Source organism: Vibrio sp. JZG120 (assembly GCF_053890955.1).
On sequence record NZ_JBSRRK010000028.1, the window covers coordinates 1 to 11,157 of the forward strand.

At 44.4% G+C, this 11,157-nt stretch carries 18 protein-coding genes; 4 read left to right on the plus strand and 14 right to left on the minus strand.

What is annotated here, in order from left to right; genetic code table 11:
* Positions 1 to 139: 139 nt before the first annotated feature.
* Positions 140 to 430, plus strand: coding sequence for a hypothetical protein (locus ACWPOD_RS23300; protein WP_456232289.1), 291 nt, complete (start codon positions 140 to 142; stop codon positions 428 to 430).
* Between the two features lie 158 nt (positions 431 to 588).
* Here ACWPOD_RS23300 and ACWPOD_RS23305 read toward each other — a convergent pair whose 3' ends face one another.
* The 9 genes from ACWPOD_RS23305 to ACWPOD_RS23345 form a co-directional block, all read right to left on the minus strand.
* Positions 589 to 1,104 carry a hypothetical protein gene (locus ACWPOD_RS23305; RefSeq protein ID WP_456232290.1) on the minus strand — a complete coding sequence of 172 codons (516 nt, stop codon included), beginning with the start codon at positions 1,102 to 1,104 and terminating at the stop codon, positions 589 to 591.
* Positions 1,101 to 2,252 carry an MBT domain-containing protein gene (locus ACWPOD_RS23310; RefSeq protein ID WP_282150530.1) on the minus strand — a complete coding sequence of 384 codons (1,152 nt, stop codon included), beginning with the start codon at positions 2,250 to 2,252 and terminating at the stop codon, positions 1,101 to 1,103. Before ACWPOD_RS23310 ends, ACWPOD_RS23305 begins: the two co-directional genes overlap by 4 nt.
* Positions 2,253 to 2,255: 3 nt before the next feature.
* A complete protein-coding gene (locus ACWPOD_RS23315; RefSeq protein ID WP_282150531.1) occupies positions 2,256 to 2,579 on the minus strand; it encodes a hypothetical protein in 324 nt (107 codons plus the stop codon).
* Positions 2,572 to 3,204, minus strand: coding sequence for a hypothetical protein (locus ACWPOD_RS23320; RefSeq protein WP_282150532.1), 633 nt, complete (start codon positions 3,202 to 3,204; stop codon positions 2,572 to 2,574). Before ACWPOD_RS23320 ends, ACWPOD_RS23315 begins: the two co-directional genes overlap by 8 nt.
* Before the next feature lie 98 nt (positions 3,205 to 3,302).
* Complete coding sequence (locus ACWPOD_RS23325) at positions 3,303 to 3,641, minus strand: Ref family recombination enhancement nuclease (RefSeq protein WP_282150533.1); 339 nt, start codon at positions 3,639 to 3,641, stop codon at positions 3,303 to 3,305.
* A complete protein-coding gene (locus ACWPOD_RS23330) occupies positions 3,556 to 3,963 on the minus strand; it encodes a hypothetical protein (protein WP_282150534.1) in 408 nt (135 codons plus the stop codon). Before ACWPOD_RS23330 ends, ACWPOD_RS23325 begins: the two co-directional genes overlap by 86 nt.
* A gap of 147 nt (positions 3,964 to 4,110) precedes the next feature.
* The gene (locus ACWPOD_RS23335) at positions 4,111 to 4,299 is read right to left on the minus strand and encodes a hypothetical protein (RefSeq protein ID WP_237309717.1); all 189 of its coding nucleotides are present in this window, start codon (positions 4,297 to 4,299) and stop codon (positions 4,111 to 4,113) included.
* 23 nt (positions 4,300 to 4,322) lie between these two features.
* Positions 4,323 to 4,829, minus strand: a complete 507-nt coding sequence (locus ACWPOD_RS23340) for a PadR family transcriptional regulator (protein ID WP_237309718.1) — start codon at positions 4,827 to 4,829, stop codon at positions 4,323 to 4,325.
* A 16-nt stretch (positions 4,830 to 4,845) separates the two neighbouring features.
* A complete protein-coding gene (locus tag ACWPOD_RS23345; RefSeq protein WP_237309721.1) occupies positions 4,846 to 5,304 on the minus strand; it encodes a hypothetical protein in 459 nt (152 codons plus the stop codon).
* A 451-nt stretch (positions 5,305 to 5,755) separates the two neighbouring features.
* On the opposite strand from ACWPOD_RS23345, the gene ACWPOD_RS23350 reads away from it, so the two are divergent.
* Entirely contained in the window at positions 5,756 to 6,184 is a 429-nt protein-coding gene (locus tag ACWPOD_RS23350) for a hypothetical protein (RefSeq protein ID WP_237309725.1), read from the plus strand.
* 620 nt (positions 6,185 to 6,804) lie between these two features.
* Here ACWPOD_RS23350 and ACWPOD_RS23355 read toward each other — a convergent pair.
* The 4 genes from ACWPOD_RS23355 to ACWPOD_RS23370 are packed head-to-tail and all read right to left on the minus strand — an operon-like array spanning position 6,805 to position 8,135.
* Positions 6,805 to 7,230 carry a LysE/ArgO family amino acid transporter gene (locus ACWPOD_RS23355; RefSeq protein ID WP_282150536.1) on the minus strand — a complete coding sequence of 142 codons (426 nt, stop codon included), beginning with the start codon at positions 7,228 to 7,230 and terminating at the stop codon, positions 6,805 to 6,807.
* Positions 7,227 to 7,430, minus strand: a complete 204-nt coding sequence (locus ACWPOD_RS23360) for a LysE family transporter (RefSeq protein WP_282150537.1) — start codon at positions 7,428 to 7,430, stop codon at positions 7,227 to 7,229. The genes ACWPOD_RS23355 and ACWPOD_RS23360 overlap by 4 nt, the downstream gene beginning before the upstream one ends.
* Positions 7,369 to 7,716 (minus strand): hypothetical protein, encoded by a 348-nt coding sequence (locus ACWPOD_RS23365; protein WP_282150544.1) that lies wholly within the window; start codon positions 7,714 to 7,716, stop codon positions 7,369 to 7,371. The genes ACWPOD_RS23360 and ACWPOD_RS23365 overlap by 62 nt, the downstream gene beginning before the upstream one ends.
* Complete coding sequence (locus ACWPOD_RS23370) at positions 7,713 to 8,135, minus strand: B3/B4 domain-containing protein (protein ID WP_456232291.1); 423 nt, start codon at positions 8,133 to 8,135, stop codon at positions 7,713 to 7,715. Before ACWPOD_RS23370 ends, ACWPOD_RS23365 begins: the two co-directional genes overlap by 4 nt.
* 148 nt (positions 8,136 to 8,283) lie before the next feature.
* Here ACWPOD_RS23370 and ACWPOD_RS23375 point away from each other — a divergent pair, with 148 nt between their 5' ends.
* Together ACWPOD_RS23375 and ACWPOD_RS23380 are read left to right on the plus strand one after the other, a co-directional pair.
* Positions 8,284 to 8,784, plus strand: coding sequence for a helix-turn-helix domain-containing protein (locus ACWPOD_RS23375; RefSeq protein WP_282150539.1), 501 nt, complete (start codon positions 8,284 to 8,286; stop codon positions 8,782 to 8,784).
* A gap of 428 nt (positions 8,785 to 9,212) precedes the next feature.
* Positions 9,213 to 10,589: a GGDEF domain-containing protein gene (locus ACWPOD_RS23380; RefSeq protein WP_456232292.1), complete on the plus strand. Its 1,377-nt coding sequence runs from the start codon at positions 9,213 to 9,215 to the stop codon at positions 10,587 to 10,589.
* Positions 10,590 to 10,801: 212 nt separating this feature from the next.
* On the opposite strand, the gene ACWPOD_RS23385 is transcribed toward ACWPOD_RS23380, so the two are convergent.
* On the minus strand, positions 10,802 to 11,157 hold a 356-nt coding region (locus ACWPOD_RS23385), incomplete at its 5' end, for a transposase (protein WP_456232293.1).

The following is an 11,157-nucleotide window of genomic DNA, read 5'->3' on the forward strand; positions in this document are numbered from 1 at the left end:
GGCAGAGATACGCAGCATGAGCTGGATCAACCACTTAAGGAATTAGCTTATGTGTCCAACCATTGGGGTCCACTTCTGTATTTAATAATCCTAATGCGTCAATTAAAATATAGTGAAGAATTCTAAAATAGGTGTATTTATGAGTTCAGAATTATTTTCCGAGCTATTTTATCTTGTGCATGAAAGCGGTGATGAACTTTATCCATACCGTATTAAGAACCGAGATACTGGAAAGGTAGCTTTCCGAGTATCTGAAGGTGGGGAAAAAGGAAATACCAAAGAGGTGAGTGAAGAAATTGATTGTGAGTATGAAGTGAAGCGATTGGTTTTAGAGCATGGCTATGCAGTGAGAGCTCAGACTTTGGATAAAACACGTAATGGCCTATATAAACTAGGTCAAAGGAGCATTAAGAAAACTGTCGTCAAATAGGCTTTTATAGTGCTGACAGCCAATCTCGTTGCTTGATATTTTCAGTTCATCACCGGCACTATGTTCTCGTAAGATAACTGACGAGATATTTCCTATCGGATTTATTTCACATTTAGGCTTATTGTGTTAAGCGATATTGCATTAATAGCATGGAGTTTCTATTTATATAGTGCCTGGTAAAAATCACGCATTGGTATGCAGATATAAATCACGCCCACGTTCGCCGTACCATAGCCAACGGCCTTGTGTACATACCACCACACGGTTCGTAATCCCTCGGCGGTTTCTTCGTCCCATTCCAGCACACTGCCGATAGGTACATGGTGCGAAGCTATACGCAGCATTAGCGGCTCTAAGGACTCGCCGAGGTTTTCGTCGCCATCGTCCATCATGAAAAAGTTCTCTTGCTCATCTGGACAATCCAACACGGCCACCAGCTCGGGATCGCTATAAGTGAGCGTGTCTTGGTTGGTTTCGAGCTCTAATACTGACTCGCTTTGGTAATTATCATCCGTTGGTGCCGATTCTGGCTCAACAGGGCGATACAGGGACGCTTTAAAGTGATCAGGTGATAGTTTGATAGCCTTAATCCAATCTTCCCTTAAAACGCGATTAAAGGGCTCATGGCCTTGGTATCGAACCTTTCTTACTAAAGGTTTAACTACGTCACTCACTTGATGATTCTCTCTAATTTGCTTGGTGTTACGTTCATCAGTTTTGCGTAGTCGGCCAGCGCTTCACCCTTAGTCTTTCCTTGCAGCTTGTAGCCGTCATGGAAGTTCTGGAAGCCGACCTTAATCATATCGATATAACCTTTCTTCTCGTTGGACTCCTTACGCAGTTTGCCCGCTTGGCGCTTGATGGTTTCGCTTTCCCGTTTCTGTTTGGCGATCTGTTTTTCCATTGCTTTCTGAGCGCGTAGATATTTCGCGTGTTCGCGCGTAGCGGCGGCCTTATCCACCACCGTTTTACGGTTGCGAGCGGCGGCTTTCTTCTCGCGTTCGTTGAGCAAGTACGTTTTGTTATCTGAGCCAAAACCAACACGGCGCGCTTGCTGCTTCATTTGGTTGGCCAAGATGCGTTGCCATGCCAGCGATTGCAGCATGCTTGTTGCCTTAAGAACGTGTTTACATGCCACACCAGACAATTCAGGGTTTCGGATTTTCGGGAAAGCAAACTCTTTAGGCGGCGCTATGCAGTAGTTACCCATAGTGGCCAAGTATCGATACCAATACTGGTGACGGCCACAGTCGCAATCAAAGGAAATACGGCCAGCACACGCCAGTTGCACCGCTTGGTTGTAATCCCCATTAGGCGGTTCGTGTAGTAGTTCATCCCACTGCTCAAAACGCACCTTTACTCGGTGTTCTTCGTGCTTCGATACGCTTGAGGCTCGGACACGAATCAGAGCGATATTGTTCTTAATACCGAACATCGTGGCCTTGTGAATGCCTGTACCGTCATGGACACGGTTGTTTGCACGGTCTACGTCGATTTGGCGCGAGTTCTTCACCAAAAAGGCATAGGTAATACCCGCTGTCTTGCTGTCATAGACCTCTTTGTGTCGCTGGCGAGCCTTGTCGAACTTGATCAGGTCTTCTTTGGTAAACCGTTGCCCTTTGGCCTTTTCGCCTAGCGCCTTTAACGCCTTGTTGGTTGGTTTAGTTAGCGTTGAGGCGGTCAGCGTTCGCTTGGCATTGCGGCGGTTGTTCTTTTGCGCCTGTTCAATCTTGTTGAATAGCTGGTTGAACTGCTTTTCATTGAGGCCAAGGCTGGCAAATGAGCCGTTATCCCGTTTTTCCGCTTCAAACTTCTTCGGCATAGGTTACAGCCCCATTTCGTCCATGAATTGACGCATAGAGCGGCGCACCCACGCTGCTGGTGGCAGGTTGATAGTTTGGCCAACGGGTAGCGGATTCATTGGGTCATCTACGTCACAAACCAGACTCACTAGCCAATCTAGCTCAACCGTGCCATAGGCGCGATAAGAGGCCAGATCGGCACGGTAGGTTTCATCAAGTCGAATGGTGTACTTAAACAGCTCGGTATTGCCCGAACGGTTGACGTATTCCATGACGTTGGCAAAGAAATGTGCCCGTAGAATATCGTCCTCGATGTTCTCTGCTGAGAGGCGGGATAACTTACTCATTATCACCTCCCATACGATACTTACCGTCTGCGATTAACCCTGTTTTAGCCTTAAACAGTCCAAACGCGCGTGAGGCCATTTCCGGCTCTTTCTTGGGCTTGCGTAACATGCCAAACAAGCTCTTAAGCGTTACCGTGTCGCTAAGGCTGTCTTGTGTGGCCGCATAGACCACAAACATAAGCGCGTAGGTATCAGGGCGCAGTTCTGACCAGTCGATGTTGTACATTGGCTTGCCATCGGTTCCCCGCACTTCTTCCACGATGGACGGCGACACTTCATAGCGGCCACCAGCGTTAAGCGGGTAGGTGATAGCATTTAGGGATGTGAGATAGTTATAGGCTTCCATTGCCGACACAATGATCGGTCTGCCTTTTGCGTCCAGCTCGGATAAGCGAACGGCTCGCCCATGCTTCGCAAAATAGGGCGTAACCTCGTCCACCAGCACAATAAAACCGCCTTTTTTGAGCTTTTCTAGCTTCTTAGGCAAGGTAAGTTTGAGGCTCATTAAAGAGCGCTCTAATTGCTGGCATTCGATGATATGCAGTTGGCCATCATCCACACCAGCAAGCATAAGCCGTGGCTGGCCGGATGATAGAGTTAGTACAGCTATGCGCTTTCGTGCCATGTTGTGACCTCTAAGCGCGCTTTTTAAGATGGGGAATCTTGGTCAGTTTAACACCATTAACCAAGCTTTTTTAGCCTCGTTAATCATATTTATGTTAATTAATGTTCGGAATACGTAGGATAAATATTTTCCAGTAGTTCAAGCGGCAATCCCGCCAGCTTATAGACCTTAAACAACAGCTCTATCTCTGTACCGTTGTAGATCTTCCATTGCGCCTTACCGCCGTATTTCCCTTTCGCATGGAGCGGTATCATATCTGGATACTGAGCACGCTTATTCGCTTCCAGTAGCGTGTCGTGGTGATAACAACACAAGGGTAATACATACGCATGCGCCCGTTCACCAACACGGTCAAACACATGATGTAAGGAAATCACCGGATTCTCTCGGCCACGCAGCCAACACGCAATACATGGTAAGCGGCCAATTGCATCCATGATGCGCCTTTGCTGTTGGCGTTCGGCCTTTCAATCCCTTACTGGCGATCTTTTTGGTTGATTTCTTCACTACAGGCTTTGCTTTTTGGCGCTCGATGCGCTGTTGCTGCTTGTCCCACTGCTTTTTCTGGTATTCGGGATCGCTCATGCGCTCGATTTGGTGCTGGCGCTGACGTTCTTGCTGCTGTAATTGCTTTTTGAAGCGCTTCTCCCGTTCCTCGGGATCATTAATCTTGGCGATTTGCTTTGCGCGCGCCCGTTCCATTGATTGTTTTTGCTTCTCTCGTTGTCGTTCAAGTTTCTCTGCTATTGTCAAAGCCATTAAAAACACCTACTATTCGCTTTGCTCATGTTTCACATTTGCTGGTGGAACACGAAAAGGCTGGTAACTCGAATTTTTGCTGATTCGAACTGTTTGCTAAGGCCAGCCGCAAAAAAACCGCGTTTATTCGCGGTTTTTTTGTACCTATCAAAAGTAGCTCTCAATCAAAACCCGATGGCATGGCTTGCCCTCATCGTTGCTAAGTCTCTGCCCTAAAGTGACGATCTTCATCAACTTGCCCTCATAGTCCCAAGGCTGATTTCGAGTTAAGCACTCTTTGGCTCGTTTAAGTGCTGGCGAGCCAACTAAGAGATAAACGGCCTTTCTAGGTTTCATGCAACATCCTCCGTAGCAATGCTTCAGGAAGTGATCATTGATAGGGAACGTTCGGCAAACTTAAGCTCTGCTTTGCGCATATCAATGTCACGCTCTACATGTAGAGTGAAGTTGTCACAGAACACGCCTTTCTCTTTCTGGTGCGCTGTTAACTTCTCTTTAAGTTGAGCGATCTCTTGGTTTAGTTTTTCAATGTACGACTTGAAGTACGTCTCGCTGCCGATTTCCAGCATCACCGATGCAGGACTGCGAATGATGGACAGGTCGCGGCACGTAGATTCGTTGCGTAAAAGGTCAAGAACGCGCTCACCATCTTGAGTTAGGCTGTAGTTCTTGCGGTCTGGTTTGCCGTCTTGAGCCTGCAATTCGTGCGATACCAAGCCCATTTCAGCCATGCGGTTTAGTTCACGGTACACTTGCTGGTGGCTAGCTTGCCATGCGCCAGATTCAGGCATGGCTTTGTTTGTTAAGTCGTAACCAGTATGTGTTTTGCGCTCAAGAATTGATAGAAGTAGATTACCCAAAGTCATAGTTCGTTACCTTTTGTTATTGTTGCCAAATTTCACCTGAGTCCTCGTCAATAAATCCATGACATAGGTACTCTCTACTTGCTGAGTAATGCGTAAGTTTTCCCTTTAACGCCTTTTTGTTACGGTAATGCCAGTGCTCGTATCCGGCAGTAAACGCATATTGGTTAGTGTTGTAATCTGCATAATGCAGATCTGAGCCATTGCGAGCATCGCTCACTCCCGCCGACCAGCTTGCTAGAAAGTCGTCACGCTCATTGAGTTTGATAGCTTGTCGCTCATCATCATGCACCCCAAGTAACGTGATAATTCCTAGTCCTTGCATGCGGTCAATGACGGTCGTATCGAAATAGCCGATATAGATTTCATCGTATGGGATAAATTCTACTTGTGGTGGCATTTCGTAGACCGTGCCACCTAGCGGTAGAGCTTCCATAAGCTCTATGAGTAGGCTCAACTGGTTTTTTGGAATTGCCATTGGCCAGCGCCTTGTCTAGTTGCTTAACCACATCAGCACACATGGAAAAGCGAGGCATTTCATTTCGTATCGCTTTTTCGTCTGCGCCCTAGATAAAGGCTTTCGCCTCATCTACACTTCCTAACACCCAACTCACACATACATTCGCTACCGCGACAGCGTTGCGGCTAATGGCCATCGATACTGTTGCTCCGTGGTTCGACAGGACAATAGTTCCTTTGCTGGCATTGAATGTTTTTATGGTCATTGGTCGATAATTTACGCGCTGCGTTCGGAATGTGCAAAAAAGACTACCATAACAAGGATGTGATATGCAACTACTAGTTTTCGGCTTAAAATCAAAAATTTATAACTCAATATAATTTGTCATGTTCGGAATAAAAAGGAGTTACCATAATCCATAGGTGGGATTAGGTTACGCCCCAAGTAAACAGTCGGAGCAGTTTAAGAAATGAATCTAATTAACGGATTTTGCAGCAATAACCCACTAATTAACCCTGATATGGTACTAATGCAGAGAGGCACATGCGCCCAACAGCTAAAGCGACTTTTCGCTGACAGCAAACTACGTGTTGGCCATCTTTACGAGATGAAAGCGACAGCAAATAGCAGCGAAAAGCATTGGGAGTCATTGGCCGCCTATTTCGACGAAATCACCTTTAAAGCCAAGAAAAGTTATACAGAAAGCGATTCTCAATGTCATTTTTTAACTTACTTAGCCGATGCGGTTTATTTGATAGAGAAAAAGGGCATTGATTGGGATGTACTCATTCATTCTTTGATTTTGGATAGCGACCAAACGCAAGAAACCCAAGATCAACAGCTACGCAATATCAGCCACCTTTTGAAAATGACACAGCAATACTCAGAGCAGTTTTAACGATGCTGACGATCTACCCATTAGACGAATTTATTAAGGCAAATTTCCGAAGCAATTCGGAGTTTGCCAGGATACATGGCGTTGTCTTGAACACCGTCTACAAAATGAATGCCAACGGAGTCCATGCCAGCGGTGACAGAAACAATTACCCCCTTTGGTATGGCAAGAAACACGGCAGTGAACAACAGCAATTGTTCTAGTTCCACCAGCAATTAAGAAATATCGAGAGAAAGAGAGAATGATCAATATGACTTTATTCGAACTGATCATCCCACGGAAAAATCATGAACATCCCCGTCAATAAAGGCTTGCTAGCACCTTCAATAGGTACTCAGAATTCCTCTTAAGCTCTTGTAATAACTTGCATTTAAGAGGATTTTTTGGATATCAAGGACCATGAAATATGATTTCATTGGATCTCTTTAGCACGCGTCAAGCACAGATTTAAAATGGGAAATGGTACACACACTTGACCACTCTTTGTAACACGTTTCTGGACAGAAATAATTTAGAGCATTTACTTAAATTAGCAAAATGAGAATAACTCCTGGTATGGAAAGTCTGTGTCCAATCTGGCAGGAGCAGTTTAGTTATTGGAAATGCAGCTTTATCGAGACGTTCTATATGTATTGGCTTAACAGAGGTGTTGCGAGCTTCAATGCAATACCAAACATGATGCATGAAATCGCAGAATCTAAAATTCTCCATGTTCTTGGCTTACTAAAAAGTGGGATCAACTTGTTAGCCAAATACACTAATCCATAAAACCAGATCCCTGATGCACTCAGTGCCCCTATAACAAACAATAGTTTTTCATCAGGTTCCATTTGAGCAGTCACACCACCAAGGATCACCACCGTTTCCAGATAGACATGTGGATTTAAAAAAGTGATAGCCATCGCCATTAAAACGACTTTTAACCAACTCTGGGCAATGTTCGAATTTTTCAACTCTAGGTGACTTGAACCATTCCATGCTGATTTTGCAGATTGGTAGCCATACCAGAAAGAAATACTTCGCCGCCAAGAGTCAAAAGGTCTTTTCATAATGGTGCTTTATAGAGCAGTGTCCCTATACCAAGTACACCAATACTGATCAGTAGAATGTCTCCAAGAAAGCAGATAGTGGCAACGGACAGTGCGTATTGCTTTTTTAATCCGCACTTTAATAGAAACGCATTTTGGCTACCGATTGCGACAATCAAACTTCCAGAAACAACGGCACCCGTTAACAAAGTATTTGTCACATCGAACCTCAATGGATTTTGGAGCAAACACCAACGATTGCTCTATCACTGAATCAGGCATGATCACTTGCAAGTGTTTAATCATTTCTTGCCCCGCCTCCTGCAAGTGTTCTAGTGGCATTTCTGGCAAGCTTTCTAGAATAAACCACATGTTACGTGTGTCAGATTCAATTCGGGTTCTGACACCCTGCCTCCAGTTCCAACGACGACAAGTAACGCCTACTTCATCGCGCCAAATTACTTCCCCAACATCAGGGTTTTCAATTGAAGCCTCACCATTTTTCATGGTGTCAAAGGATTCAGAGCATCTGCGATAGTGAGTGTTGGCGTTCCTTGATAACTGTCCATATCTTCACCACCTACGGGTATGGCGTATCGAATACTGATGGCATTATAAACATCCACAATAGGGTCAATGCTCTGCATTCCTCCATCTTTCAATACTCGTTTTCGCAGTGCAGCAGCCGAGCAAGGGGTTCGATTTGGTTTAGCGCCAAATTGACGAAAAACGTCTCCCCACGCATTGATGTGTGATTCTGCCCATGGATAGTCGTTCTCAATGACGGAAGTACATGCTTCTCGCAGAACCCGTTTTGCATACTCTTGGCTCTGAACTTCCGTTCCTTTAACGGATATGCTCAATGCTTTGAACTCTGGTGCAATCTGGGCAATTCGAGCATCGATTGACGGCACTATGTAAACCATTAGATAATTCCTTCAGTGATTCATTTTCATGCAAGATACATTACAATGACCAAAAAAAGTCAATATATCGACCGATGGTGGCACTGATGCTGATTTCATTAATCAAGCGGTAGCCGCAAGGATCAAGGAACATCGAAAAAGGCTCAAGTTGTCACTGGATGCCCTGTCAAAAAGAGCAGGGATAAGTAAAGGCATGTTAGTAGAAGTAGAGAAAGGGGCAGCTAACCCTAGCATTTCGACGTTGTGTAAACTGTCTGCTGCCCTTGGGATTTCGGTTGCCGATATTGTGAATGTTGCGAGTAATCCAACAGTCAACATCATTGATAAAGAGGACATTCCAACGCTTTGGACTGGCGAGCACGGTGGTAGCGCAAAACTTCTGGCGGGAACAAGCGGCCCAGATATGATTGAGTTGTGGCGCTGGAATATGAAACCATCAGAAGTTTTTGAATCAGCAGGGCATCCACAAGGCACGTTTGAACTTTTTCATGTTGAGTCTGGAATACTCACTTTGAATATTGATGGGAAAGCCATAGAACTGCATGAAGGTCAGTCCGCTATAGCTAAAACGGATGTCCCTCACAGCTACTCAAACCAAGCAGATTCGGATTTAGTTTTCACTATGAGCGTTGCTGAGTTACATCGATAAGCCCACTCATTTAGAGGCGAGTTCAAATAAGATTTATCAAGGCAAAGCCATACTCACAATAGATGGATTAGTACTCCAAGTAACGTAACCGTAACAGTTGAAGTAGGTCTATCCTTTAGCTCTTGCTTAAGGTCTACGACACTGGGTGATTTAGTCCACTCGGGGACAGAAGCGCCTTAGGATCGCTTGTAAATTAGTTCTGCCCCATAGTTTGTCAGAGCTTGTTCCTTAAATAATTCCGCCAGTCGTTCTTCTACTTACTTTTCCTAATGCCATGATCATCTTTATTTAGTTGTACATGAGACTCATAAACTCATTTCAGAATGAGCGAAACATGACATTGATATGAACCGTCTAGTTGCATATTTCGGGCTAATTATTAAACTAAGCTACTTAAAATGCAGCTTTCACTCAACGAGCGACTAAACATGCAGTCCAAAAAACAGAATCTCATTAGCAAAGCGTTGAAGCTCAGTATTATTGGGTACGGTTGTGTATTGCTGGTTTGTTCTTTACTTATCCTTTCTTACTTTTTTGGGGTGGAATGGATTTATCGTCCCGTCGCCAATGGACCCGCGACTCATCCCTTGACCACTATAATGCTCCTAGTGTTGTCACTAACTGGTGTTTTAATAAGAACTTTGACTAAATGGGCTGGATTTTTATTAGTCTTTGTTGGTGTTTGTTTGGTTACACGTCTTCAGCAAGAATTGACGGGAAACAACATTATCGATGAAGTCCTTAGCCTGAATGCTACTTTTTCCCACTTACTAAGCATGTCTTCACCCATGAAAATGGGCAGTAACACCACATATATGCTTAGCTCCATCTTCATTGCATTGGTTTTCATGTTAAGGCAACGGTTTTGCTACCTCACACAAGTAATAGCGATTTTCTCCATTTTTTTACCACTACTATCGGTGGTCGGATACCTCTATAACGTTGAGAATTTTCATGGCCAAATGTCACCTACAACGACTGTATTAGGAATGGTGCTGAGTATTTCCACCATATGCTTAGAGTCTAACAAAGGCATTGTACACGCATTGCTTGCTCCTACTTTTGGTGCCCGTATTGTTCGTTGGCAATTGATTGTAGGTGGGGGGATATTCTTAGTTGGTGGGTACACCATCATTCATATACAAGAACAAGAAAAGGCGATTGCTCTATATGTTGCTTTAGTATGTTTTTGTTTCATTCTCATTATGTTAGTGAGTGCGGTGTCATACGAGCGGTATGACAAGCAACGGAGAACATTAGAAGAAGAGCTTTCTGTCAGCGCCATTACGGACAGGCTAACGAATGTAAATAATAGAATGGCCTTAGATAAAGATATGAGCCTTCTTGTAAACAAACGTCCAGAGCAAAAAAAGGAAATTTCAGTTTTATTGATAGATGTCGATCATTTTAAGACATTTAATGACACATATGGTCATTTGGTTGGTGATAACGTGCTTAAAACGGTTGCTCAGACCTTAAAGGCTAATATACGTACTACAGATGCTGTATATCGTTATGGTGGTGAGGAATTTGTCGTAGTGTTATTACAATGCGAACTACATAAAGCAGCCCAGATAGCGGAGAAGCTTAGAAAAAAAGTATGTGAAAAAAATTTAAGCCCTATCTTGGAAGTGACTTCACACACACACATTTCGGTATCAATTGGCTGTTCAAGTTTATCTCAAGCTAATAGTGCTGATGAGGTTTTCAAACTGGCTGACAAGGCTTTGTATACAGCAAAAGAAAATGGTCGCAATCAAGTCTGTATTGGAGAGGCGATCAATAAATGCCAATTCGGAACGTGATGCATCCCAATTGTTCTAACCTAGTTACGCTGAATACTATTTTACAATTATATGGACACGGTTAATGTTTCAAATGCTAACTTAGCAAATCATCAAACACGCTTTGTCCAGAGCCTTCACAGAGAGCACATTCATAGTTCACAGCATCCGCCCCATGAACCTACGGGGCGATTGGCTAGTGTTTGAAGTTCCATGGCAGAAGTGCATCGATATCAGGCTCGGCTTTCGCCAACCTGAGCGTTGTAATTCCTTAGGCTTAGTTTCCCACCTAACAACTGTTTTACCCGATACATTGCTGTCTCTGAGAGTGAGCGCTTATGATAACCATACCGCTTTTTCCACTTCTTGTTGGAGCCGTAGAGCTTCTGGCAACCCACTGCTAAGTTGCGAGGATGTCCTCGTTCCCAGAAGGCTGCCCCTTCTCGTGGCGGAATGAGCGGAACAGCTCGCTTGAGCCGTATGGCATCATGGCAATTCCTTGTGTCATAAGTACCATCGCCTGACATCTCAATGACTTTACGACGTGTCTGCTTAAGCAAGTTGGGAAGTACTTCAGCATCGGTTACGT

Coding starts and splice junctions, on each gene's coding strand:
- ACWPOD_RS23320 (WP_282150532.1), bottom strand. CDS start 3,204: ATGGCACGAAAGCGCATAGCTGTACTAACTCTATCATCCGGCCAGCCA.
- ACWPOD_RS23315 (WP_282150531.1), bottom strand. CDS start 2,579: ATGAGTAAGTTATCCCGCCTCTCAGCAGAGAACATCGAGGACGATATT.
- ACWPOD_RS23355 (WP_282150536.1), bottom strand. CDS start 7,230: ATGAAAAGACCTTTTGACTCTTGGCGGCGAAGTATTTCTTTCTGGTAT.
- ACWPOD_RS23345 (WP_237309721.1), bottom strand. CDS start 5,304: ATGGCAATTCCAAAAAACCAGTTGAGCCTACTCATAGAGCTTATGGAA.
- ACWPOD_RS23380 (WP_456232292.1), top strand. CDS start 9,213: ATGCAGTCCAAAAAACAGAATCTCATTAGCAAAGCGTTGAAGCTCAGT.
- ACWPOD_RS23330 (WP_282150534.1), bottom strand. CDS start 3,963: ATGGCTTTGACAATAGCAGAGAAACTTGAACGACAACGAGAGAAGCAA.
- ACWPOD_RS23370 (WP_456232291.1), bottom strand. CDS start 8,135: ATGGTTTACATAGTGCCGTCAATCGATGCTCGAATTGCCCAGATTGCA.
- ACWPOD_RS23325 (WP_282150533.1), bottom strand. CDS start 3,641: ATGGATGCAATTGGCCGCTTACCATGTATTGCGTGTTGGCTGCGTGGC.
- ACWPOD_RS23340 (WP_237309718.1), bottom strand. CDS start 4,829: ATGACTTTGGGTAATCTACTTCTATCAATTCTTGAGCGCAAAACACAT.
- ACWPOD_RS23310 (WP_282150530.1), bottom strand. CDS start 2,252: ATGCCGAAGAAGTTTGAAGCGGAAAAACGGGATAACGGCTCATTTGCC.
- ACWPOD_RS23365 (WP_282150544.1), bottom strand. CDS start 7,716: ATGAAAAATGGTGAGGCTTCAATTGAAAACCCTGATGTTGGGGAAGTA.
- ACWPOD_RS23300 (WP_456232289.1), top strand. CDS start 140: ATGAGTTCAGAATTATTTTCCGAGCTATTTTATCTTGTGCATGAAAGC.
- ACWPOD_RS23335 (WP_237309717.1), bottom strand. CDS start 4,299: ATGAAACCTAGAAAGGCCGTTTATCTCTTAGTTGGCTCGCCAGCACTT.
- ACWPOD_RS23350 (WP_237309725.1), top strand. CDS start 5,756: ATGAATCTAATTAACGGATTTTGCAGCAATAACCCACTAATTAACCCT.